Genomic DNA, 23,370 nt, shown 5'->3' on the forward strand with positions numbered 1-23,370 from the left:
GCCCCCCCGCCGGCCCGCCCCCCCCTCGTCCCCGCCCCCGCGCGCGCCCGCCCCCCGGGGGGGGGGGCGCCCCCCCCCCCCCCCCCGGCCGGCCCCCCCCCCCCCCACGGCCGAGACGAGCAGCACCCAGGTCTGTCCGCCCCACGGGTCCGTCGGAGGGAGCCCGCCATGCCGCACCGAGCCCTGACCCACCCCGCCCGGCCGCAGGAGGCCCCGGCGCCGCCACCCGTCAGCACCGCGCCGTACACCCTGGTGCGCGCCACCGTCCTCGCCCGCCCCGCCCAGTCGGCCCCGGCCGCCGTCGTCCGGGCCCTGCTGGCCCGGCTCACCGCCGTCGAAGCCGCGGACGCCGCCCTGCGGCCCGCCCTCTGCGACGACCTCCACGCCGGCCGCGCCGGCCACGGCGAGGCGTTCCACCGGCAGGTCGTGCTCCCCTTGCGCCGCGACCTGCACAACGGGCGCCCGCCGCGCGCCGCCCTGCTCGCCCGGCTCGCCGACCTCCCCGCCCGAACCCCGCGCCTCGCCGAGTGGCTGGAGCTGCGCGCGCGGCGCACCAGCCTGCTCGACGACCTCGCCGCCGCCGTCGCGCCCGCACTGGCCGCCGAACGCGCCGCCCTCGCCGAACTCTGCCGCTCACCCGCGTTCACCCGTGCCGTCGCCCTCACCAGCGCCGACCTGCTGCGCGCGGTCGGCAACACGGCGCGCGACGGCGGTGCGGCGGGAGAGCGGCGGGGCCGGGCGCGCAAGGAGGAGGCCGCGGTGCTGCGCCACGCCCTGCGGGCCACCAGCAAGACCAGCCCGCTCTCCTGGTTCACCGCCGTCGGCTGGGCGGCGGGCGGCGACACCGCCCCGCGCGCGGTCGTCAAGGAGAACCGGACGCTGGTCGGAGCCCTCGTCCAGGCCCTGCTCGACGAACCCCGTCGCAGTCGCACCCTGCCGCACCGGATGGCCAGCGCCGCCCGGATCGACGGTGACCGCGCCCGCTACGCCCGCACCCGGGTGGTGTTCGCGGGCGGCCGCTACCTGGTCACCCGCGAGGAGGAGGTCGAACTCGCGGCCCGCTCCGAACTGGCGCTCCTCGGCGCGCTCTCCGACACCCCGGACACTCCGGCCCGGCTCACCGAGCGCCTCACCGCCGCCCTCGGCCGCGCCGACGGCGACCCGGCCGTGCACCGGTTCGTCGGACAACTCCTCGACGCCCGGCTGCTCGTGCCCGCCGACCCCGTCGATCCGCAGGACCAGGACCCGCTGCGACGCCTCGGCGACTGGCTGCGGCAGTGGCCCGAGGACGCCGACCTGAGCCGACGCCTCCACCAACTCGCCGATCACACAGCCCAGTTCCATACGACCCGGGCGGAGCGGCGCCCGGCGCTGCTCGCCGCTCTCGCCGCCGACTGGCGCCGGCTGCTCGCCGACGCCGGTCGGCCCGTCCCGCCCGACGCCGCGCCCCTCACGGTGCTCACCGAGGACGTCCACGCCGCAGCGCCGCCGCGGCCCCGGCTGGAGCCTGCCCGGCCGATCCAGCCCGGCCCGCGGTCGACCGGACACGACCTGGACGGCGCCGACCGGGCCGCGCTCGGCGAACTCACCGCCCTGGCAGAGCTGTTCGACCTCGGCCACCTGATGCGCCGGGCGGCCCGGGACCGCTTCGTCGCCCGCTACGGCGTCGGCGGCGTCTGCGCCACCCCGTGGGAGTTCGGCGCCGATGCCGGCGAAGCCTGGGCGGACGCAGGACGGACCGCCGGACCGCCGGAACTGCGCCTCCTGCGGGAGGAGTTCACCGCCACACCCGTGGTCGACGGCGAGCTGCTGCTGCCCACCGACCGGATCCGCGCCCTGGCCGCCCGCCTGCCGGACTGGACCGCCGCCCGGCCGCTCAGCTACTCCTGGTTCGTCCAACACGACCTCGCCGACGGCCTGTTGTGCGTCAACCACGTCTACGGCGGCTGGGGGCGCTTCACCAGCCGCTTCCTCGACGCCGGCACGCCACAGGCCGCCGACGTCGCCCGGCAGATCCGCCGCGGCCTCGGAGACGGCCCCCGCGCCGCCCAGATCCGCCCGGTCGGCGGCTTCAACGCCAACCTCCACCCCCGGCTGCTCGCCGACGAGATCGGCCCCGACCGCCGCTGGACCAACCTCGCCGAACCGGACCTCGACCTCGTCCACGACCCCGCCACCGATCAGCTCCGGTTCCGGCTGCGCACCACCGGTGAAGCCCTCGACGTGCTCTACCTGGGCTTCCTCGCGCCGATCATGCTGCCGCAACGGCTCGCACCCCTCCTCGCCGACCACCCCAACGGCATCGTCGACTTCCGCCCGCTGCTGCCCCGCACCACCCTGCCCGCTCCCGGCGGCACCGTCACCCGCACACCCCGGTTGCGCTACGGTCACGTCGTCCTCGCCCGCCGCCGCTGGCACCTGCCCGCGGCCGTCCTCGACGCCCTGCGCGCCGACCTCGCCGCCGAGACCGGCCCCGGCGACGTGCCCGCGGCCACCGCCGCCCGCTGGCGGGCCCTCCTCGACCTCCCCGAGCAGCTGTTCCTGCACCCCGTGCCGGACGGCCCCGCAGCCGGCCCCGCAGCGGGTCACGCCGTCGACGCCTTCATCGCCCGGCTGCGCGCTCCCAAACCGCAGCCGGTCGACCTCGGCAACCCCCTCCACCTGCACCACCTCGCCAAATGGCTCACCCGCCACCCCCGCGGCGTCGTCCTCGAAGAGGCCCTGCCGGCGCTCGGTGGCCGGCCCCGGCCGACCGGGGCCGTGGAACTCGTCGCCGAGACGTACCGCCCTGCCCGGCCCACCGCCGTCCCGGCGGGGCGTGGGGAGGGCGGCCGGTCGACGCGTGGGGTGACCGCCCGGACAGGGCCCGGCGGCAGCCAGTGGTGAGCGGCCGCCGCACCGGGGCCGCAGTGGAGACGAAGTCCCATCCGCGCAGGCCCATCCGTAGAGGTCCATCCGTGCAGCGTCGAGGAGGCGTTCGATGAGTGATCCGGCCGGTGGCCCGCGGGCCGTGACGGCGTGTGACGTGGTCCTGTACTACTACCAGCCCACCAAAGCCCGGGCGTTGCGCGAGGCCGTGCTGCCGTTGGCCCGGCAGGCGGCGGGGGACGGCCTGGGCGTGCACGTCGAGCGGCACTGGCGGTTCGGACCGCACCTGCGCCTGCGGCTGTCCGGCCCGGCCGCCCGGGTGGCCGCCGCGGCCGAGCGTTCCGCGGCGGCGCTGCGGGCGTGGACGGCCGCCCATCCGTCCGTCGCGGACCGGACCGACGCCCAGGTGCTGGCGGAGGCGGCCGTCGCCGGGCGGGTCGAGCTGGTCGCGCCGCCCTACGGTCCGCTGGTGCCGGACAACACCGTCCGGGTGGAGCCCGTCGAGGCCGGGGCCGCGACCTCCCTGGACGCGCTGCTCGGGCCCGACGCGGCGGCCCTGCGGGACGAACTGCTGCGACTCGGACTGCCCGCCGTCGGCTCCGCCTGCGACTTCCTCGGGGCGCACGGCGACACGCCGCAGGCCAGGGTCCAGCTGGTGGCGGCGGCGCTGGCGGCGCACGCGGCCGCCCACCCGGACGGGCTGATCGGCGGTCACTACTCCTTCCTCTCGCACCTGGAGGACTTCCTCGTCCACGAGGATCCGGACGGGCGGCTGCGGGACGCGTTCGAGCGGCACTGGGAGGGGAGCGGCCGGGCCGTCACGGCACTGGTCGGCCGGATCGTCGACGGCGGGGCGAAGGGCTGGGAGCGGGACTGGGCGCGCTGGTCGGCGACGGCCTGGCGCCGGGCGGAGGAACTGCTGGCGGCCGGGGCCGACCTCGGCGGCGACCGGTCGGAGTACCGGGACCGCGCCGCCGCGCTCGGGGACCGGGCCACCGCCGAACGGTGGAACCCCGAACTGCGTACCGTCTACAGCGAGTTCCACCAGCTGCTGCACCGGTCGGACCCGGCGGGCACGATGTGGAGCCGCCCCGACTACCTGATCTACCGGGCCTGCACCAACGGCCTGTACAGGCTGCTCGCGATCTGTGACGTCCGGCCGGTGGAACGCTACCTCGCCGCCCATCTGGTGGTGCGCAGCGTGCCGGAGCTCACCGGGCACCAGTGGCGGGACCGGGTCGACGAGGTGATCGCCGTGGTCGAGGGGGCGGCGTGACGGCCCCGGAGCCCCGTCCCCGGCTGCGCCCGGGCGTGGCGGTGACGCCGCTGCGCGACGGGCTGCACCTGCGGGGGCGCGGCACCAGCCTCACCCTGGAGGGCAGTCGGGCGCTGCCGGCCCTGTGGAAGCTGCTGGAGGCCCGGCTGGGATCCGAGGCGGACGGGCACCCGGAAGCCGTTCCGGCCCGGGTGGAGGCGGCGCTCGCCACGGTGACCGCACGCCTGCGCGAGTACGACCTGCTGGTCGACCAGCCGGGCCGCCCCGGGAACGCAGACCACCCCGACCGCGCTGACCACCCCGACGGCGCCGACCGGCCGGGCCGCCCCGATGGCCGCGAACTCCCGCTGTGGCCCGCCTCGGTGGCCGCCCGGCCCGCGGCAGCCGCGGCGGCCCTGGCCGCGGCCCGCCCGGTGGTGTCCGCCGCGGACCCCGACGGGCCGGGTGCCCGGGCGGTGGCGCGGGCCCTCGCCCGGGGCGGGGCGGAGCCGACCGTCCTCGCCGAGGCCGGCCTGCCCGTCGGGCGGGTGGTGGCCGCCGTGAGCGATCCGCCGGTGGCGGTCGCCATGCAGTGCGACGCGGACGGCGGCTTCGTGACCGCGCCCGCCGACCCGGCCCGCGTCCGCGCGGACGCCGCCGCCGTCTCGGCCCGCCTGCGGGCGGACGCCACGCCGGCGGGTGCGGGTCCACCACCCGCGACGCTCCCCGCCCTGCTCGCCGCCGCGACGGCGCAGCGGCTGCTCTGCGCGGTCGCCGGCCTGCCGGACCCGGGCGATCCGGACGGCGATCCGCGGCTGCTCGTCGGCCGCCCGGCGGTGCTGGTGGCCGAGGCCCGCCCGCCGCGCGCCGACTACCACCCGTGGGCGGCGGGCCCGGGCCGTACCGCCGGGCCGCCCGACGGACTGGCCGAGGCCCTGCGCAGGGTCACCGCACTCGGCGATCCGCGCCTCGGCGTACTCGACGCGCCCTCGCCCGGTGGCCTGCCGCAACTGCCGGCGGCCCTGGTCTCCTGCCGCACACCCGCCGGAACCCTGGTGGCCGGTGCGGCCCGGACGGACCTGGCCCGGCTGGCCGCCGCCTGCCGGGCCGCCGAACTCCGGCTGGCCGCACTCGACCCGACCGCCCCGGTCGTGGGCGCCGACCCGGACCACGCACTCGGCCGGGCCCTGCGTCGCGCGGCCCAAGCCCGTCCGTCCGAGGGCCGCCCCCTCGCGTGGGCTGCCTGGCGGGAGCACCCCCAGGCGGCGCACTGGTGGGCGGCGCTGGCCCGGCGCCTCGGCCACGCTCCCGAGCTGGAACTCGGCCAACTGGCCGACGAGCAGGCCTTCCTGGCCGTCGTGGCCACCGCCGGTACCGTCCTCGGCCGGGCCGTCGAGGCCACCCCCGCCGACGCGGTCGCCGTCGCCGCCCTGTCCGCCCTGACCCGCCTCATGGCCGCCGGCCACGGCCTGTCCGCCGCCCACCACACCATCTTCACCGGCGCCGCCGCCCCGCTCGCCGCCCGGCGGCAGCCGCCCGGCCGCCCGGACCCAGGCCGCCCGGAGCCAGGCTGGACGGACCCGGGCTGGACGGACGAGGGCTGGACGGACCGCTGGATCGCCGAACTCGCGGGCCGGGAGCCGGCGTTGCGGGACTCCCTGGGCCACCTGACCGGGCTGCGCGCCGACCCCTGGCAGCCTGCCACCGCCGCCGCCCGCCCCCTGGCGAACGCCCTGGACGGCTGCGGTTTCACGGTTCTCGTGACCACCGGAGGCCACCCATGACCACCGCCACCGACCTGCCGGTCCTCGACCCCGAGCGGGCGCTGGCGACCACGAGCGGCACCGCCGTCGTCCACCTCACCAGCTGGACCCTCGACCTGGCCGCCCGACTCAGCCGCCACGCGCTGGAGCACCCGGTGCGACTGGTGCCGGTACGGGAGGACGGCGCGCTGACGGTCGTCGGGCCGGTCCTGGAGCCGGGGGCGTCGGCCTGTCTGAGCTGCACCGAGTACCAGCGCCTGGCCACCGCGGGCGGCCGGGTGCCCTGGCACAGCCCCGCACTGGCGCTCGCGGGCACCGGCACCCCGGCCTTCACCGAGGCGGTCGCCGCGCTCGCCGCCGACCTCGCCGCCGACCGGGCGGAGTCCGGGCCGCACGCCACCGTCCACCTCGTCCACGGCGACCGCGCCACCTGGTCCACCCACCTGGTCCGCCCGGTCGGCGGCTGCCCGGTCTGCCGCCCGCTGCCCGCCGACTCGCCCGCCGCCGCCCGGCTGCCCCTGACACCCCGCCCGCTGCCCGATCCGGCCGTGCTGCGCGGCGCGAACGACCTGACGGGCACCGACGGCAGGGCCAACGACCGGCTGCGCGCCGAGCTGTACGACGAGCGTTTCGGCCCGGTCCGGCGCCTGTTCCGCACCGAGGACTCGGCGTTCGCCCTCACCACCGCCTGGGTCACCGACGGCCGGCTGCTCGACGACGGCGGCTACGGGCGGGCCGTGGACTTCCGGTCCAGCGAGCGGGTGGCGCTGTTCGAGAGCGTCGAGCGCTTCGCGGGCATGCGGCCGCTCGGCCGCAGGACCGTCCTGCGGGGCTCCTACGGCGACCTCGCGCGCGACCTGGGGCCCGAGGCCGTCCTCGACCCCGTCCGGCTGGGGCTGCCCGATCCCGCGCACCACGGGCACCCGAACCGGGCCACCGTCCCGTACACCCCCGACCTCGTGCTGGACTGGGTCCACGGCTGGTCCCTCACCCACGCGCGCCCGCTCGCCGTGCCGGAGCACGTCGCCTACTGGGAGCTCCCGGACCGGGACCGTCCCAGGGTGGTCTACGAGTCCTCGAACGGCTGCGGGCTCGGCAACAGCCCCCAGGAGGCCGCCCTCTACGGGCTGTTCGAGGTCGCCGAGCGGGACGCCTTCCTGATGGCCTGGTACGCGCGGACCCCGCTGCCCGGCGTCGCCGTCCCCGTCGAGGATCCGGCCGTCGCCGACCTCGCCGACCGCGCGCGCCTGCTCGGCTACCGGCTCACCCTGCTCGACGCCACCAACGACCTCGGCGTTCCCGCCGTGATCGCCCTCTGCCGCTACCGGGGGAGCCACCCGGACGCCCCGCGCACCTTCCTGGCGGCCGGCGCCCACCACGACCCGCGGGCGGCGATCCGCTCGGCCGTCGCCGAAGTGGTCACCAACGTGCAGGAGGCGGCGCACCGCCCGGCCACCCCGGGCGGGCCGCGCGACCCGAACCGGCTGCGGCCGATGCTGGAACGCCCCGAGCTGGTGGTCGGCCTGGAGGACCACGTCGGCCTCAACACCCTGCCCGAGGCGCAGCCCCGCCTGGACTTCCTCTTCGCCGGCCCGCCCCCGGTGCCCTGGCCCGAACGCTGGCCCGGCGCCCCCGAGCCGGTCACCGACCTGACCCTGCTGCTGGAGCGGACGGTGGCCCGGCTCGCCGAGGAGGGCCTCGACGTCGTGGTGGTCACCCAGGACGAGCCCGGGGTCCGCGAACGGCTCGGCCTGCACTGCGCCAAGGTCGTCATCCCCGGGACCCTCCCGATGACCTTCGGGCACGTCAACCGCCGCACCCGCGGCCTGCCCCGCCTGCTGGCCGTCCCGCACCGGCTCGGCCGCAGCCCCCGCCCGCTGCACCACGACGACCTGGCCCTCCACCCGCACCCGTTCCCGTGACGGCCCCGACCCCCTCCCCGAGGACCCGATGACCACCCACCACCGGCCGACCACCCACTGGCAGAGCCTGCACCTCGCGCTTCCCCTGACCGCCCGGGACGCCGACGCCTTCGTCACCGACGACCTCGCCCCGCTGATGGACGGGCTGACGACGGACCCGGACGCCGACTGGTTCTTCATCCGCTACGGCGAGGGCGGCCCCCACCTGCGGATCCGCTTCCACGGCCCGGGCGCGCCGGAGCAGGCCGAAGGACTCGCCGCCGACCTCGCCCGCCTCGCCGCCCGCCGCACCCCGCCCGCCGGCCCCTGGGCGCCCCGCCACGGCGAGGTGACGGCGGTGCCCTACCGGCCCGAGACCGAACGCTACGGAGGCCCGGCCCTGCTGCCGATCGCCGAGGACCTCTTCGGCCACTCCTCCCGCACGGCCGTCCGTGCCCTGCGGGCCGCCTCCGCAACCGCCGCCCGCCTGCCGCTCGCCCTCGACCTCGCCCACACCACCGCCCACGCGCTCGGCCTCGACGACCTCTCCGCCGCCCGCTGGCTGCGCCGCCACGCCGCCTCCTGGCGCTGGGTCACCGAGTACCGGCCGCTGCCCGGCGCGGCCGTCCACACCAGGGTCAACACGGTGTTCGCCCGGCAGCGGGACGCGCTGGCCCGGCGTGCCCGGGCCCTGCGCGAGGCACTCGACACCGGCGCCGCCGCACCTTGGCTGACCGACTGGTCCGGGCAGGTGGCGGCCGCGGCCGACCGGATGCGCGCGGCCTCGCCGCCCGAGGCCGCCGAGCGGCTGTCCTGGGCCTGGGCCTCCCAGCTGCACATGCTGTTCAACCGCCTCGGCGTCGGTCCCGACGAGGAGCGCGCGGTCTGCCGGCTCGCCGCCCGCACGCTGCTGGAGACCGACCGGCCGTTCGCCTTCTTCCCCGCCGACCGGCACGCCCCCGACTACCAGTACCTGGAGCGCAGCAAGTTCCAGATCGGCCGCAGCGAGGACACCGCGCTGCGCGACCTGGCGCCCCGCCCGGCCCCGCAGGAACAGCCCGACGACGTCCGGCTGCCCGCCGAGCCCCTGCCGGAGCTCACCCTCGCCGAGGTCCTGGGCACCCGTCGCTCCGCCCGCGGCCCGCTGACCGGCCCGCTCACTGCCGCCACCCTCGGCGGGTGCTCTGGTCCGCGTGCGCACCGGGCCCGGAACTGCGCCGGCCGATCGCCGACGGCACCGACCCCGCCCACCGCCCGTACCCGAGCGCGGGCGCGCTGTACAGCGTCCGTCTGCGCCTGCTCGCCCTCGCCGTGGACGGCCTGCCCGCCGGCACCTACCAGTGCCTGCCGGAGCGCCGCGCGCTGCGCCCGATCGGCCCGGCCCCCGCCCTCGACGACCTCAAGGCCCTCTCCTCCTACCTCTCCCGCCCGGCCGCGGATCCGGACGCCGTCGGCATCGACGAGGCCCCCGCGGTCCTCGCGGTCTACGTCGACCTCGCCCTGCTGCGCAGCCGCTACGGCCTGCGGGCGCTGCGCCTGGGCCTGCTGGAGGCCGGCCACCTGACCCAGAACCTGCTGCTCGCCGCCACGGCCTTCGGCCTCGGCACGATTCCCCTCGGCGGGGTCCACGACGACCTCGCCCACGAACTCCTCGGCCTGGACGACCTGGACGAGCCCGTGCAGTACCTCCTGCCGCTGGGGCGGGTCTGACACCTCGCGTCGGATCAACGCGCGGCCTCGGGCGCCCGGCGGGAGTTGCCGGGCCCGCCCCGGGCCGGGGGCCCGGGCGGTCAGCGTGAGTGGGCGGCGAGGCTGAGCAGCAGGTGGGCGGATTCGGGGTGGTGGAAGTCGGAGTGGGCGCCTGCCGGGTTGAGGCGGGTGGCCAGGCCGCCGCGGTAGACCCGGGCGGCGTCGATGTTGACGATCGGGTGGTCCAACTCGGTGCGCGGGTACGGGGAGGCGGTGGGGCGCAGCCGGGTGCTGAACTGGGGGACGGGGGCGACGCCGGTGCCGGAGTGGCCGATGCCCGGGCGGCCCTCGGCGCGCAGGTGCCAGAAGCCGGTGGCGCGGTCCCAGCGGGAGTGGGTGAGCACCAGCGGGCCGCGCAGCGGGGCGCCGGGGCGGCCGGGGCCGAGGAACAGCCGGGGGAAGAGGTGGGTGAAGGCGTCGCGGGGCGCGGCCATCTGGAAGACCAGCGCGCTGTCGACGGTGAACGGCCGGGTGGGGTCGCCCGGCCGGCTCCAGCCCAGCACCGGCGGCCCGGCGGGCCGGTCGGCCGCGTACTGGACGGCCTCGCAGAGGAAGCGGCCGCCGAAGGAGTGGCCGACCAGGTGCAGGTACTGGCCGTTGCGGTTGGCCAGGACGCGGGGCGAGGCCGGGTCGCCGCGGTCGGCGTCCAGGTAGCCGAGCAGGTGGCCCAGGACGCGCCCGGCCTGCCCCTGGGCGCTCATGGCGTGCGCCCGGGCCCGGATCCGGCGGTAGCCGGCCGGCGACGGCAGGCTGGAGGACGGCCAGCGCACCACCACGCACCACGGGCGGAACCCCCTGGTCAGCCCGGGGTAGGCGGTCGGCGCGGACCGGTGCAGGGCGGCGGCCTCGGTGAGCAGGGCGGCGGCCGAGCGGTCGGCGGCGGCGGGGCTGGTCTGCCAGCCGTGGACGTAGACGTAGACGTCGGTCGCCCGCGGGGGGATGCGCAGGTGCCGGGCGAGGTGTTGGGCGATCCGGGCCTCGGGCACCGGCGTGCGGGTGCCGGGGACGAGCAGCCGGCCCTCCTCGTCCAGGTCGACGGTGGCGGTGGCGATGGGCGTGGGCGCCGTCACGGGGTCAGCTCCAGGATGCTGTCGAGGCCGCAGTGCAGGGAGTAGGTGAGCGCCAGCGGGTTGCGGTACTCGCGGGCGAACCGCCGGACCAGCTGCTGGGTGATCTCGCCCGCCGTGAACTCCCCGGTCAGGTAGAGGTCGAGGAAGGCGAAGGCGTACTCGGCGGCGAAGACCTGCGGGATCTCGATCTGCGGGCCGAGCACGCCGTTGGCGCCGAGGTCGACCAGCGCCCGGCCGAGGTGCTCCAGTTCGGCGGCCGTGGACTGCCCGGTGTGGCACGCGTTCAGCAGCACGAACGGCCGGAACATGGCGTCCGGCGCCTCGGCGTGCCGGCGGCGGTGGCGGCGCACCAGGTCGGCGTCGATCTGGCGGTCGTCGGAGAGCCGGACGGCGAGCTGCTCGTACGGGGAGTCGCCGGCGACGAACTGGCCGTGGCACCAGAAGTACATGACGTCCTCGTCCAGCACGGCGGAGGACAGCGCCTTGAGCAGCGGCTCGGACTCGGTGCGCACGGTCAGCTGGGAGCGGTCCTCCAGCAGCTTGCGGACCTCGGGGGCCCGGCCGACGTCGGTGAGCTGGTCGTCGGTGTTGAGGCTGGTGACGGGCCTGGTGCGGGCCGGGTACGGCGGCTGGATCGGCGGGTAGCCGGCGCCGGTCTGCTCGACCTGGTGGCGGTGGCCGAGGAAGTCCGCCCACGGGTCGGCGTGGCCGCCGTCGACGGCGAGCATCGGCCAGGGCAGGTGGAGGTCGGAGTCGAAGCTGATCCGCAGCGAGCCGTGCTCGGTGAGCGTCCGGGTGAGGTACTCGCGGAAGACGGTGAGCTCGCGCTCCGGCCCGTCGAGCATCACCTCCAGGAAGTACCGTCCCTCCTCGGCCAGTTCGGCGACCTGCCGCTCGGCGACGCCGGCCAGCCGGTTGAAGTCGACGGCCTGGGCGAAGGGGTAGCCGCCGATCGGCTCCGGGTCGTACTGGACCAGGCGGTCGCGCCAGACGGTCCGCAGCCGGGAGGCCCGGGCGAGCAGGGCGGGGGCGGACACCTTCAGCTCCGCGCGGTGGGGGCGGGACCAGGGCGTGCGCTCGCCGGGCCGGAAGGCGGAGACGAACAGGTCGTCGCGGTGGCGGCGCAGCGAGACCACGAGGTCCAGCGGGGCCGGCTCCTTGGCCTGCGGGGCGTCCGGCGCCTGCTGCCGGGGGAGCCGGGTGAAGTCGGCGGAGGGGTTCTGGCGGATCTCGACGAGGAGGTCCCGGGCCACGCGATTACTCCTCGTCCTGGGCGATGTCGGCGACGGTGATGGCTTGAGAGGTGACGGCTTGGGCGGCGACGGTGGCGGCTTGCGCGACGGGCGGGACGTCGACGACGGCGCACAGGTCCTGGAGCACGGCGCCGTGCCCCCGGTCGTAGACGGTGATCCGGACGGTGTGCGGCCCCGGCACGGACGGGGTCAGCGCGAAGCGGACGGGCTCCCCGGCGGGGCTGTAGTCGGCGACGGGCGGATCGAGCACGGCGTCCGAGGCGGCGACGGCCACCAGGCGCAGGCCCGGCAGCGCGCCGGGGTCGGTCTGCGGCACCTCGGGTTCCAGCCGCAGTTCCAGGTGCACGGTGGCTCCCACCGCCGGCTCGTCGAGCAGGGTGAGCCGGGGCCGCCAGGCCGTCCTGGCCGGCGCGGGCGCCGGGGGGCGGTGCCGCGACCCGCGCGAGCGCCGGATCAGCGCGGCCGGCTCGGACGGTTCCGGGCCGAGCTCCGCGCGGACGGGTGCGGCCGGCAGCGACTGCGGCCCGCCGCCGTCGAGTCGGGCCGGCGACTCGGCTGCGCCGCCGTCGAGTCGGGCCAGGGCCGTCCGGCTCTCCACCGCCAGCGGATGGCCGGGGCCCATCAGGGTCCGGCGCGCGGTGTGGACGGCCGCCAGCAGGCCCTGGGCGGCGTCCCGGCGCCCGCTCGCGGCGAGCGCGGCGGCCAGGCCGACGGCCAGCGTGGGGAACACCGGGAGCAGCCCGGGGCGCAGGGTGCCGAGGCTGACGGCGACGTCGTCGGCCTGCCGGTGCCCGGTCAGCAGTGCCCCGGCCGGGATCCGGTCGGCGACGATGCCTTCGTACACCCGCACCGCCCCGACGGCGTCGCCGGCCCGCAGCCGCGCGTGGGCGAGGCTCTGGCGGATGCTCAGGGTGAGGGAGTTGCGGGGGCCGTGGCTCGCGGCGCACTCCTCGGCGAGTTCCTCCAGCCGGACGACGGCGCGCAGCGGCCGCGGGCCGCAGGCCAGCAGCAGCGCGTGGGCCTCGCGGGCGGTGAGGGTGGCGTCGTCGGTGCTGCCGAGGGCGTCGTCCGCGCAGGCGGCGAGGGTGGCGGCCAGGCGCACCGCCGCGTCGTGCTCCCCGTTGAGGTGGCGGGCGAGGGCGAGGACGCACCCGGACCGGACGAGGCCGGGCAGGGCGGGGCCGGCGGGTCGGGTCCAGTCCGGCGTCAGGGGCGACAGTTCGGCGATCGCGCCGGCGTGGTCCCCGGCGAGCACCAGGGCCTGGGCGAGGCCGTACCGCACGGCGTGGGCGAGGAGGTGCTCCGGACCGAGGGCCGATTCGACGGCGGCCAGCACCTCCCGGTAGCAGTCGGCGCCCTCCGCGTACCGGCCGGCCTCGACGAGGTTGAGCGCGATGCTGTCCCGGTCGTCGAGAGCGTCGAGGGTGTCGAGGGCGTTGAGGGAGTCGAGGGCGCCGGGGTGTTCGGCACCGAGGATCCGGGTGCGGTCGGCCAGCAGGGCGCGGTAGAGCGCGTCGGCGCGGTCGTGCTCCCAGCGGCGGCGGTGGGCGTGGGCGAGGTCGGCGCGCGCGGTGAGGGCGTCGGGGTGGTCCTGGCCGTGTACGCGCTCGTGGTCGGCGAGCAGCATCAGCCGTTCGACGATCTCCTGCCGCTGCCGGCCGGCGCGGGCGTGGGTGGAGGCGAGGCTGGAGCGCTCGCCGAGGGTGTCCGGGTGGTCCGCGCCCTGGACCCGGCTCCGGTGGGCGATCAGCTCGGTGAACAGGGCTGTGGCGCGGTCGAGTTCGCCGGTGGCGAGGACGGCCTCGGCGAGTTGGGAGAGCTGGTGGAGGGTGTCCGGGTGGTCGGGGCCGTGGATGCGCGCACGGTCGGCGGCCAGTGCCTCCCGTTCGGCCTCGGCCTGGTGCAGGAGGCCCGCGAGTCGGCGGTCCTGGGCGAGGCTGCCGCGACAGGCGAGGGTGCCGGGGTGGTCCGGGCCCTGGAGCCGGATCCGGTCCCGCAGCAGCGCCTCGTCGAGTTCCGTCGCGGGGCGGTGGTCGCCGCCCGACCGGTACGTCCAGGCCAGCAGGAACCGGGCGCCGAGGGCGTCGGGGTGGTCCGGTCCGAGCACCCGCTCGGTGTCGGCGACCAGGGGCGCGGCCAGGTCGAGCGCGCGTTGGAGGTCGTAGCCCGCGCGGTACGAGGAGGCCTGCCACCAGCGGGCGTTGAGGGTGTCCGGGTGGTCGGCGCCGAGCACCCGGGCCCGGTCGGCGGCGACGGCGCCGAAGGCCTCGGCCGCGCGGCGCTGGTCGTCCGCGTCGCGGTGGGCGGCGGCCTGCCACCACCGGGTGGTGAGCGTGTCCGGGTGGTCCGGGCCCTGCGCCCGCTCCTGGTCGGCCAGCAGCGCCGTGTACAGCTCGGCGGCGGCGGGGTGGTCGCCCGCCGCCACCACCGACCGCGCGAGGCCGAGCCGCGCGTCGAGGGTGTCGGGGTGGTCCGGTCCGAGCACCCGTTCGTAGTCGGCGACCAGGGCCCGGAACAGGTCCACCGAGCGGTCGTGCTCGGCCGCGTCGCGGCAGGTCCGGGCCAGGCCGAGCCGGGTGTCCAGGGTGGTGGGGTGGTCGGCGCCCAGGACCCGGGCCAGGTCCGCGACCAGTGCCTCGTACAGCTCCAGGGCGCGGTCGAGTTCGCCGACCTCGCGGTGGCCCGCCGCCTGCGAGCGCCGGGTGTCGAGGGTCTCGGGGTGGTCGGGGCCCTGGAGCCGGGTGCGGTCGGCCACCAGCGCGGAGTGCAGCTCTGCGGCGCGGCGGTGCTCGCCCGCCTCGCCGTGCGCCCAGGCCAGGGAGCCGCGGGCGTCCAGGGCCAGCGGGTGGTCGGCGCCGTGGAGCCGGGTGCGGTCGGCGGCCAGGGCCTCGTAGCGGGCGATGGCGCGGCGGTGGTCCTTCGCGGCGGAGGTGGCCCAGGCCAGTCCGGCGCGCGTGGCCAGGGTCTCGGGGTGGTCGGCACCGCGGATCCGGGTGTCGTCGGTCACCAGTGCGTCGAACAGCTCCACCGCGCGGCGGTGGTGGCCGGCCCGCTGGTGGCCGTTCGCCTGCCACCAGCGGGCGGTGAGGGTCTGGGGGTGGTCGGCGCCGAGGATCCGGCTGCGGTCGGCCGCCAGCGCGTCGTACAGCTCCACCGCGCGGCGGTGCTCGCCGGCCTGCTGGCAGTCGTGTGCCAGCCACCAGCGGGCGTTGAGGGTGTCCGGGTGGTCGGGGCCCTGGAGCCGGGCCCGGTCCGCGACGAGCTCCTGGTGGAGCTCCAGCGCCCGGCGGTGCCGGCCGGCGGCGGTGAGTGCCTGCGCCAGCGCCAGACGGGCGCCCAGGGTGTCGGGGTGTTCCGGTCCGTGGACGCGGGCGTGGTCGGCCACCAGGGCTTCGGACAGCGTGACGGCCTGTCGGTGGTCGCCCGCCTCCCGGCAGCTGTCGGCGTGCCACCAGCGGGTGTTGAGCGTCTCCGGGTGGTCGGGGCCCTGGAGCCGGGCGCGGTCGGCCGCCAGCGCTTCGTACAGTTCCGCCGCGCGCCGGTGCTCCCCGGCGTCCCCGTGCGCGGAGGCGAGCCACCACCGGGCGCTGAGGGTGCGGGGGTGCTCCTCGCCGTACAGCAGGACGCAGTCGGCGACCAGTTCCGCGTACAGCTCCACGGCGCGCGGGTGGTCGCCGCTCTCGTCGTGGGTCCGCGCCAGCTGGAGGCGGGCGCTGAGGGTGGTGGGGTGCCCGGCGCCGAGCGTCAGGGTCAGGTCGGCCAGCACCCGTTCGCGTTCGGCGAGTGCCTCCCGGATCCGCCCCGCGCACTGGAGGGCGTAGGCCAGGCCGGTGCGGGCGTTGAGGGTCTGCGGGTGGTCGGGGCCGTGGACCCGGTCGTAGTCGGCCACCAGCCGTGTGCGCAGTTCCACGGCCTGCCGGTGGTGCTCCGCCGCGCCGTGCAGCCAGGCCTGCCAGCCGCGGGTGTGGAGGACGGCGGGGTGGTCGGCGCCGAGCACCCGCAGCCGGTCGGCGACGAGTCGGTCGCACAGCTCCGCCGCGTGCCGGTGGTCGCCGGCGTCGCCGAGGGCCCGGGCCAGGCTCAGCCGGGCCTCGAAGGTCTCGTGGTGGTCGGGGCCGTGGACCCGCTCGCGGTCGGCGAGGAGCCGTCGGCATTCGGCGAGCGCCGCGCGGGGGCGCCCGGCCAGCAGCAGGGTGCGGGTGAGGTTGGACCGTTCGTCCAGGGTGTCCGGGTGGTCCGGGCCCTGGATGCGGGCGCGGTGGGCCACCAGGTCTTCGAACTCGGCCAGTTCATGGTCGGTCCGGCCCGCGACGCGCAGCGCGTAGGCGAGGTCGCTGCGCTCCTCCAGGGTGCCGGGGTGGTCCGCCCCCTGGACGCGGGAGCGGCTGCGGACCAGCGCCCGGTGTTCGTCCACCGCCGTCCGGAGTTGGCCCGCCTCGCGGTGGGCGTGGGCGAGACCGCTGCGCACGTCCAGGGTGTGGGGGTGGTCGGGCCCGAGGACGCGGGTGTAGTCGCGGACCAGATCGGTGAACCGGGCGACCGCCGAAGCCGGGTGCCCGGCCTCGCAGTAGGCCGTCGCCAGTCGGCCGCGTGCGAAGAGGGTCTGCGGATGGTCCGGCCCCTGCACCCGGACGTGGTCGGCGACCAGCGCCTCGTACCCGGCGACCGCGGCCCGGTGGTCTCCCGCGACGACGTGGGCGGCCGCGAGCCAGTCGCGGCTGGTCAGGGTGTCGGGGTGGTCGGCGCCGAGCACCCGGGCCCGGTCGGCCACCGCCTGCTCGTACAGGGTGATGGCCAACCGGTGCTGGCCGGCGGTGAGTTGGGCGTACGCGAGCCCGTTGCGGTGGGCCAGGATGTCCGGGTGGTCGGGGTCGTCCAGGACCCGGCCGGCGTCGGCCAGCAGCCGCTCGAACTCCGCCACCGCCGCCTGGTGTTGACCGGCCACCTGGAGGGCGTAGGCCAGGCCCGCGCGGCTGGTGAGGGTCTCCCGGCTGTCGGCGCCGAGCACCCGCGCCCGGTCGGCCGCCACCGCGCGGAACTCCTCGACGGCGCAGCGGTGTTCACCCGCCTTGCGGTAGGCGTGGGCGAGGGTGCTGCGGTCGGCGAGGGTGGCCGGGTGGTCGTGGCCCTGGAGGCGGGTGCGGTCGGCCACCACCGCCCGGCAGAGCGCGACGGCCCGGGCCGGATCGCCGGCCCGGGCGTGGAGTTCGGCGAGCCGGCCCCGGGTGGCCAGGGTGTCGGGGTGGTCGGCGCCCAGCAGGCGGGTCTGGTCGTCGGCCATCGCGGTGACCAGCGGGATGGCGAACACCCGCTGGGCCCGGTCGGTCAGCTCGCCGGCGGCCAGCCGGTACAGCGCGACGGTCTGCGGGGTGGGCTGCTCGGACGGGCCGCCGGCGGCCAGCTCGCGGATGTGCGGCAGCAGCGCCCGGCGCAGCCGGGGCCCGGCGGTCGGCCAGAGCCGGGCGGCGGCCTCGGCGAGCTGCTGTTCGGCGCGCCGGCGCAGCGGGCGGGCGCCGTCGGAACGGCGCAGCACGCCCTGGAGCAGGCGGTGCACGGTGACGGTGTCGCCGAGGGTGATCAGGTTGTAGTCGGCGAGCAGCCGCAGCGCGGAGTCGACCTCGGCCGGGCGGCGCGCGCCGAAGGGCGTCAGGGCTTCGCGCGGCAGCGCCTCGGGGGCGTACCAGGCGAGCGTGCGCAGCAGCTCGACGGCGAACGGGGTGGTGGCCTGGACGGTGCGCAGGGTGGTGTGCCAGAGCCGGGAGACGGTGGCCACCGCGCCGGAGCCGGTACCGGAGTCGGAGCCGGAGCCGGAGTCGGAGTCAGGGCCGGCCGGGCTGCTGGTGCGCAGCAGCTCGCGGTAGGCGGCGAAGGTCGTGCCGGTCTGCTGCACGTAGGCGCCGGCCTGGGCGAGGGCGAGCGGGAGATGGCCGAGTTCGTCGGCGAGGGCGAGCACCTCGGCCTGTTCGGCCCGCGCCCCGGGGTAGGCGGCGCCGCAGAGCAGCCGGGTGGCCTCGGGGGCGTCGAGGACGTCGATCCGCACCGGGCGGATGCCGGGGTGCCAGCCGCCGGCGCGGCGGCTGGTGACCAACTGGTGGCCGCGGCCGAGCAGGCGGCCGAGATAGGGGGTGAGATGGACCGGGTCCTCGGCGTTGTCGTAGACGAGCAGCCAGCGGTCGTGGGCGCGCAGCCAGGCGAGCGCCCACTCGACCTGCTGGCCGGGCGGGGCGGTGAGGGCCCAGGTGGGGTGGAGGTGGACGGCGAGGTCGGCGAAGGCCTCGGCGAGCTGCTCCTCGGACTCGGCGGTGATCCACCAGATCAGCCGGTAGTGCGTGGCCTCGGCGTAGGCGTAGTGCAGCGCGAGGGTGGTCTTGCCGACCCCGCCGAGGCCGTGCAGCGTGGTGGCCTGGGTGACCAGCCCGCTGCCGTCGCCGTCCGACAGCGCCTCGGCGATCGCCCGCAACGCGCCGTCGCGGCCCACGAGTCGGTCCGCGGCGCGGGGCGGCAGGTTGGGAGTGGGGGCGCTCGCCTCGACGGTCAGCGCGGCCCGCGCCGCCTCGGGCGGCAGCACGGCCGCCCGCTGCTCGGCATGCGGGTTCCCGGCGGTGGCGGGTGAGACCGGGCGGCGGCGCTGGTCGAAGGCCTCGTGGTCGGGCAGGCCGCCCTCGGGCCGGACATGCGTCGTCCTGGACATCAACACTTCGGCGCCCTCACCCCCACGTACGGTTCCGCCCGCCCACCGTAGTCGCGGGCGGGCGCCGTGTCACCGGATTCCGCCGGTCACCCGGAGCCGGGCGCACCACTGTCGGTACCGGACGGTAGCGTACCCGGATGATCATGCATACCGCCCCCACCTGGCACGCCACCGGGACGGGCGGCCCGCTGCGGCCAGAGCCACACCGAGGTTGATGCGGGCCGGGCCCTCGGCGGCGCGGTCGCGGGTGTCGAGGAACGCTTCGACGGCCGAGCCGGTGCGCCCCGGCGCCGGCGTCAGGCCTGGCCCTGCCCGGCGAAAGCCCGTTCGGCGGCGGTCATCACCCAGAGCGGGAACTGCTCCACGGGAATCGCAGGCGAGGCCGGGAAGTCGGGCCGGATCGACGCATCAGGGAAGAACGCGACCTGGCAGCGCCGGCACAGCCACCCTGCCTGCCACACGTGGAGATGCCGCTGCCAGAGCGCCCGCTGCTCGGGCAGTCCTTGTTCGACCGCTCGCCTGTGGCGGCTTCGCGACACGGTCCGCACGATCAGGCCGATGACCAGCAGGACGGCGGGCAGGATGAACGGGCCTATGTGGTAGCCGAGCTGGTAGGCGGAGTCGTAGCCGCTCAGGTCCTCGTCGTCGCGGAGCTGCGAGAGGACCCCGAGCAGGCCGAAGACCGCGGCGAGGACGAAGAGCACGATCGCCCCCGTGCTCAGCTCGGCAGGAGCGGGCTGCGGCTCGGGCGGCGGGTACAGCAGCGCACGCGTCGAGTCGTCGAGTGGCGCGGTGGTGTCCGCCAGGGCGTGCGCCATGAGGACGGACTGGTCCGGTGCGGTGCACTGGGGGCAGGTGGCACTCATCGAACGGTTCGCTCCTGATGGGGACTTGTGCCTGAACGGTGAACACGTAGTACACCACGGGAAGCTGACTGTCCGTGGTGGCCAGTCACCCGCCCCCGGCAGACGGATCAGAGCTCCGGAGCAGGCACGGCCGCGTCGAGGGTGATGGTCCCGGTGGAGGCGATGGTGGTGCCGGGGCATGGGACATGGGTCGGACCCACCGTCAGTCCGCCAGCCCCAGCGGGTCCGGGGCGGGGGCGAGCAGTTCCGGACCGTTGGAGCGGGCGCTGTTGACGGCGGGGGAGACGGCCCGCACCCGCAGGGCGCCGTCGGCGGGGCGGCGCAGCAGGTGGTGGAGTTCGTCGGAGTCCGTGAGGTCGGGGGCGAGCCAGGCGGCCAGGTCGGCGGGGGCGATGGTGAGCGGCATCCGGTCGTGGACGCGCCCGGCGCTGTCGGTGGCGTCGGTGGTGATGACGGTGGCGGTGGCGAGCCAGGCCGCCGGGTCGTCCTCGGGCCGGGTGCGGTCGCGCCAGAACTCGTACAGGCCGGCCATCAGCATGACCGAGCCGGTGCTGAGGAAGTACGGCTGCTTGTACTTCTTCCGGTCGGCGGCGGCGGGCACCTCGCGCCACTCGAAGTAGCCGTCGGCGGGGATGACGCAGCGCCGGGTGGTGAAGGCCTTGCGGAAGGCGGGCTTGAGGTGGACGGTCTCCGAGCGGGCGTTGATCATGCGGGCGCCGCCGGAGGGGTCCTTGGACCAGGACGGCACCAGGCCCCAGCGCAGCGGGCGCAGCTGCCGCAGCAGCTCGCCGCTCTCCCGGTCGACGCGTTCCAGGACGGCGGGCACCGGGTCGGTGGGCGCCACGTTCCAGCTCGGCGCGAACGACTCGGCCGGATCCCAGCGCAGTTCCCCGAGCAGGGCGACGAGGTCCTGGGGCGTGGTGGTGGAGACGAAGCGACCGCACATGCCCCCCACCCTGCCACCAGCGGCGGACAATGCGGGGCCTGGCAAGACCGGCCGGACGGGACCTATGTGGGGTGGCTGCCCGGGGTGTGGCCGAAGGTGCGGCGGAAGACGTCGATGAAGGCGCTCGCGGAGGACCAGCCGCAGCGGTGCGCGACCGCCGTGACGGGCAGGCCCTCGGCGAGCAGCACCAGCGCGTGGTGCAGCCGCAGCTGGGTGCGCCACTGGGGGAAGGTCATGCCGAGGTCGGCGCGGAAGAGCCGGGAGAGCGTGCGGTCGCTGGCGCCGACCGCCCGGCCCAGCTCGGCGAGGGTGCGCTGGTCGGCCGGGTCGGCCCGCAGCCGGTCGCAGACCGCGCGCAGCAGCGGCGTGGCGGGGGCGGGCAGGTGCAGTGGCTGCTGCGGGGAGGCGCGCAGCTGGTCGAGCAGGACGGCGCGCAGCCGGGCCCGTTCGGGGCTGTCGTCCTCGGGGGTGCGGGTGTAGGCGACGATCAGTTCGCGCAGCAGCGGCCCGACGGCGAGCACGGTCGGCCGGTCCAGGCCGAGCGGGTTCTCGGCGGCGGGCAGCCCGACCAGGTGGAGGTCCAGTTCGCCATGGGCCTGGTGGGCGTGCACGGTGCCGGCCGGGACCCAGATGGCGCGGGTGCCGGGGGCGACCCAGGAGCCGGCGTCGGTGGTGATGGCGAGCACGCCGCTGGCCGCGTAGGCGATCTGGTGGTCGTCGTGGCGGTGGGCGTCGATCCCGGTGCCGGAGGCCAGCCGCTGGGCGCGGGTCGGGGCGACGGGGTCATGGCGGATGTTCGGCATCACCTGGCAGATTGTCGGAAGCCCGACAGGTGCCGCTGCGCCGAGCATGTCGGCATGCCGAAGACAACGCCGGACAATCTGCCGATCGCTATGCCCCCTACGTCCAGTACATCCAGTACGTCGAGCACGCCTGACAATCCGAAGAGCACACCCGGCAAACGGGACTCCTCGATCACCCTGCTGTCCCTCGGACACGCCTGCGTGGACGTCTACCAGGGCGCGGTGGCCGCCCTGGTCCCGTTCTTCGTGGCCGAGCGCGGCTACGGCTACGCCGCCGTCTCGGGCGTGGTGCTCGCCGCCTCGCTGCTCTCCTCGGTGGCGCAGCCGCTGTTCGGCGCGATCACCGACCGCCGCCCGCTGCCCTGGCTGCTGCCGGTCAGCACGCTGGTGGGCGGCGTGGGCATCGCGCTCAGCGGGGTGAGCGGCTCGTACCCGCTGACGCTGGCCTTCGTGGCGCTGTCCGGGGTCGGGGTGGCCGCGTACCACCCGGAGTCCGCCCGGGTGGCCCGGCTGGCCGCGCGGGACGGCCACCGGGGGATGGCCTGGTTCTCGCTGGGCGGCAACCTGGGCTTCGCGGCGGCCCCGCTGCTGGTCTCCGTGGTGGTCTCGGGCGGCGGCCTGCGGCTGACCCCGCTGCTGGTGCTGCCGGCGCTCGCGGGCGCCGTCCTGTGCCTGCCGGTGCTGCGCGAACTGGAGCGCCGGCGGGCCGCCGGGGCGGCTTCGGCGCCGGTGGCCGGGGCCGACGACCGGGCCTCGTTCGTGCGGCTGTCGCTGGCCGTGGTGTGCCGCTCGATCGCCTTCACCGGCCTGAGCACCTTCCTCGCGCTGTTCGCCACCCAGCGGGTCGGCGGCGGTACGGCGGCGGGCACCGCAGCGCTGGTGGTGCTGTACGCGGGCGGCGCGGTGGGTTCGGTGCTGGGCGGCGCGCTGGCGGACCGCTGGGGCCGGGTCGCGGTGGCGCGCTGGTCGTACCTGGTGGCGGCGGTGGCCGTGGCGGGCGTGGTGCTGGTGCCGGGCCCGGCGCTGTACGTCTTCGTGGCGTTGACCTCGGCGGGCCTGTACGTGCCGTTCTCGTTGCAGGTCACGCTGGGGCAGGACTACCTGCCCTCGCGGATCGGCACCGCCAGCGGGATCACGCTGGGCCTGACCGTCAGCATCGGCGGCCTGGCGAGCCCGGTGATCGGCGGCCTCGCCGACGCGACCTCGCTGCGCACCGCCCTGTTTCCGCTGGTGCTGATGCCGGTGCTGAGCTGGCTGCTGTTCCGCACCCTGCCGGAGCCGGTCGCGCCCGAAGCCTTTGGCGCGGCCGCGCCCGAGCCGGGTCCGGCGGCTACGCGGTGACGGCCGCGACGACCTCGGCGTAGGCGTCGAACAGCCGGGGCGCGCCCGGCCCGGGGTCGGCGAGCAGCAGCGCCCAGCAGCGGGCGACGAGTTCGCGGGCCGCGGTGCCGGCCCAGGGCTGTGGCAGGAGTTCCGGCGGCAGCAGCGGGTCGGGCTCCATGGCCTCGGTGAAGGCGGCGGCCAACTCCAGGGCGACGGTGAGCAGTTCGGAGCCGGTGAGGCCCTTCTCCAGCCGGGCGAGGCGGTCGGCCGCGACCTCGGTGAGCCGCTGGTGGCCCTCGGCGACCTGGTCCAGCGGCCACCAGCGCCGGGCGAGCGCGCGGGGGTCGTCGGTCTCGCCGGTGCGCAGGTCGCGGCTGGTGAGGAGGGTGAGGTGGCCGCGCACGTCGAGGGCGGCGGCCTCGGCGAGGACGTCCTCCTCCCAGGGGTGCGGCGAGACGTAGAGGCCGTTCTGCACCGGGGCGCCGCCGAGTCGGAGGATCGCCTCGCGCAGCGCGTCGCGGGCGGGCCGGGCGTGCTCGGGGACGGCGAATCCCGCGAGGTGCCAGACGCCGTCCCAGGGGGCCCGGCCGCGGTCCTGGGCGTACATCAGCGCCACGTACTCGACGTCGGGGTCGATCGAGCGCCGGGTCTCGGCGGTGGCCCGCAGCAGAGCCCGGCGGCCGCGCCCCTCCTGGATGAACCGCCCGTCGCCGGTGAGGCGCTTGACGGTCAGCCGGACCTGCTGGTCGGTCATCCCGAGCAGGCCGGCCACGGTGTACAGGTCGCCGCAGTCGACCGTGCCGTCCGTACGGACCATCGCCTCGACCAGCACCCGGGTCGGAATCTCCACCATGGCGACCATCCTAATACGTTCACATCTGA

Annotated in this window: 13 protein-coding genes and 1 pseudogene; 7 read left to right on the forward strand and 7 right to left on the reverse strand. The window is 77.0% G+C overall.

Annotated elements, in window-relative coordinates; genetic code table 11:
* Nucleotides 1-168 precede the first annotated feature (168 nt).
* The 6 genes and pseudogenes from ACFWPI_RS27585 to ACFWPI_RS27610 all read left to right on the forward strand — a co-directional run bounded on the left by ACFWPI_RS27585 (nucleotide 169) and on the right by ACFWPI_RS27610 (nucleotide 9,497).
* Nucleotides 169-2,886, forward strand: coding sequence for a lantibiotic dehydratase (locus ACFWPI_RS27585; RefSeq protein WP_380380975.1), 2,718 nt, complete (start codon nucleotides 169-171; stop codon nucleotides 2,884-2,886).
* Nucleotides 2,887-2,980: 94 nt separating this feature from the next.
* On the forward strand, nucleotides 2,981-4,144 hold the full coding sequence (locus ACFWPI_RS27590) for a hypothetical protein (protein ID WP_380380973.1): 1,164 nt from the start codon (nucleotides 2,981-2,983) through the stop codon (nucleotides 4,142-4,144).
* Nucleotides 4,141-5,907 carry a hypothetical protein gene (locus ACFWPI_RS27595; protein WP_380425103.1) on the forward strand — a complete coding sequence of 589 codons (1,767 nt, stop codon included), beginning with the start codon at nucleotides 4,141-4,143 and terminating at the stop codon, nucleotides 5,905-5,907. The genes ACFWPI_RS27590 and ACFWPI_RS27595 overlap by 4 nt, the downstream gene beginning before the upstream one ends.
* A complete protein-coding gene (locus tag ACFWPI_RS27600; RefSeq protein ID WP_380373640.1) occupies nucleotides 5,904-7,808 on the forward strand; it encodes a TOMM precursor leader peptide-binding protein in 1,905 nt (634 codons plus the stop codon). Before ACFWPI_RS27595 ends, ACFWPI_RS27600 begins: the two co-directional genes overlap by 4 nt.
* Nucleotides 7,809-7,836: 28 nt before the next feature.
* A pseudogene (locus ACFWPI_RS27605) lies at nucleotides 7,837-8,637 on the forward strand (thiopeptide-type bacteriocin biosynthesis protein); the annotation flags it as partial.
* A gap of 329 nt (nucleotides 8,638-8,966) precedes the next feature.
* Nucleotides 8,967-9,497 (forward strand): SagB family peptide dehydrogenase, encoded by a 531-nt coding sequence (locus tag ACFWPI_RS27610; RefSeq protein ID WP_380373643.1) that lies wholly within the window; start codon nucleotides 8,967-8,969, stop codon nucleotides 9,495-9,497.
* Between the two features lie 80 nt (nucleotides 9,498-9,577).
* Here ACFWPI_RS27610 and ACFWPI_RS27615 read toward each other — a convergent pair whose 3' ends face one another.
* From ACFWPI_RS27615 to ACFWPI_RS27640, 6 genes are all read right to left on the reverse strand, one after another.
* Nucleotides 9,578-10,606 (reverse strand): hypothetical protein, encoded by a 1,029-nt coding sequence (locus ACFWPI_RS27615; RefSeq protein ID WP_363376373.1) that lies wholly within the window; start codon nucleotides 10,604-10,606, stop codon nucleotides 9,578-9,580.
* On the reverse strand, nucleotides 10,603-11,859 hold the full coding sequence (locus ACFWPI_RS27620) for a CHAT domain-containing protein (RefSeq protein WP_063345885.1): 1,257 nt from the start codon (nucleotides 11,857-11,859) through the stop codon (nucleotides 10,603-10,605). Before ACFWPI_RS27620 ends, ACFWPI_RS27615 begins: the two co-directional genes overlap by 4 nt.
* Nucleotides 11,860-11,863: 4 nt before the next feature.
* Nucleotides 11,864-18,550, reverse strand: a complete 6,687-nt coding sequence (gene fxsT, locus ACFWPI_RS27625; RefSeq protein ID WP_380425106.1) for an FxSxx-COOH system tetratricopeptide repeat protein — start codon at nucleotides 18,548-18,550, stop codon at nucleotides 11,864-11,866.
* Between the two features lie 296 nt (nucleotides 18,551-18,846).
* Nucleotides 18,847-19,416, reverse strand: coding sequence for a hypothetical protein (locus ACFWPI_RS27630; protein ID WP_380373650.1), 570 nt, complete (start codon nucleotides 19,414-19,416; stop codon nucleotides 18,847-18,849).
* Between the two features lie 202 nt (nucleotides 19,417-19,618).
* Nucleotides 19,619-20,362 (reverse strand): SOS response-associated peptidase, encoded by a 744-nt coding sequence (locus ACFWPI_RS27635; protein ID WP_380373653.1) that lies wholly within the window; start codon nucleotides 20,360-20,362, stop codon nucleotides 19,619-19,621.
* Nucleotides 20,363-20,424: 62 nt separating this feature from the next.
* Nucleotides 20,425-21,165 (reverse strand): AraC family transcriptional regulator, encoded by a 741-nt coding sequence (locus tag ACFWPI_RS27640; protein ID WP_380373750.1) that lies wholly within the window; start codon nucleotides 21,163-21,165, stop codon nucleotides 20,425-20,427.
* Nucleotides 21,166-21,219: 54 nt separating this feature from the next.
* On the opposite strand from ACFWPI_RS27640, the gene ACFWPI_RS27645 reads away from it, so the two are divergent.
* Nucleotides 21,220-22,506 carry an MFS transporter gene (locus ACFWPI_RS27645; protein ID WP_380373655.1) on the forward strand — a complete coding sequence of 429 codons (1,287 nt, stop codon included), beginning with the start codon at nucleotides 21,220-21,222 and terminating at the stop codon, nucleotides 22,504-22,506.
* Here the strand turns inward: ACFWPI_RS27645 and ACFWPI_RS27650 are convergent.
* A complete protein-coding gene (locus ACFWPI_RS27650) occupies nucleotides 22,496-23,341 on the reverse strand; it encodes a PaaX family transcriptional regulator C-terminal domain-containing protein (protein ID WP_380373657.1) in 846 nt (281 codons plus the stop codon). The two genes, ACFWPI_RS27645 and ACFWPI_RS27650, sit on opposite strands and share 11 nt — an antisense overlap.
* Nucleotides 23,342-23,370 lie beyond the last annotated feature (29 nt).

Origin of the sequence: Kitasatospora sp. NPDC058492 (genome assembly GCF_042720685.1) — a bacterium.
Classification (GTDB): domain Bacteria; phylum Actinomycetota; class Actinomycetes; order Streptomycetales; family Streptomycetaceae; genus Kitasatospora.

Bases quoted from the DNA above. Each gene is read 5' to 3' on its own strand.
- ACFWPI_RS27630 (WP_380373650.1), bottom strand. From the start codon at position 19,416: ATGAGTGCCACCTGCCCCCAGTGCACCGCACCGGACCAGTCCGTCCTC.
- ACFWPI_RS27585 (WP_380380975.1), top strand. From the start codon at position 169: ATGCCGCACCGAGCCCTGACCCACCCCGCCCGGCCGCAGGAGGCCCCG.
- ACFWPI_RS27650 (WP_380373657.1), bottom strand. From the start codon at position 23,341: ATGGTGGAGATTCCGACCCGGGTGCTGGTCGAGGCGATGGTCCGTACG.
- ACFWPI_RS27600 (WP_380373640.1), top strand. From the start codon at position 5,904: ATGACCACCGCCACCGACCTGCCGGTCCTCGACCCCGAGCGGGCGCTG.
- ACFWPI_RS27635 (WP_380373653.1), bottom strand. From the start codon at position 20,362: ATGTGCGGTCGCTTCGTCTCCACCACCACGCCCCAGGACCTCGTCGCC.
- ACFWPI_RS27645 (WP_380373655.1), top strand. From the start codon at position 21,220: ATGCCGAAGACAACGCCGGACAATCTGCCGATCGCTATGCCCCCTACG.
- fxsT (WP_380425106.1), bottom strand. From the start codon at position 18,550: ATGTCCAGGACGACGCATGTCCGGCCCGAGGGCGGCCTGCCCGACCAC.
- ACFWPI_RS27590 (WP_380380973.1), top strand. From the start codon at position 2,981: ATGAGTGATCCGGCCGGTGGCCCGCGGGCCGTGACGGCGTGTGACGTG.
- ACFWPI_RS27640 (WP_380373750.1), bottom strand. From the start codon at position 21,165: ATGCCGAACATCCGCCATGACCCCGTCGCCCCGACCCGCGCCCAGCGG.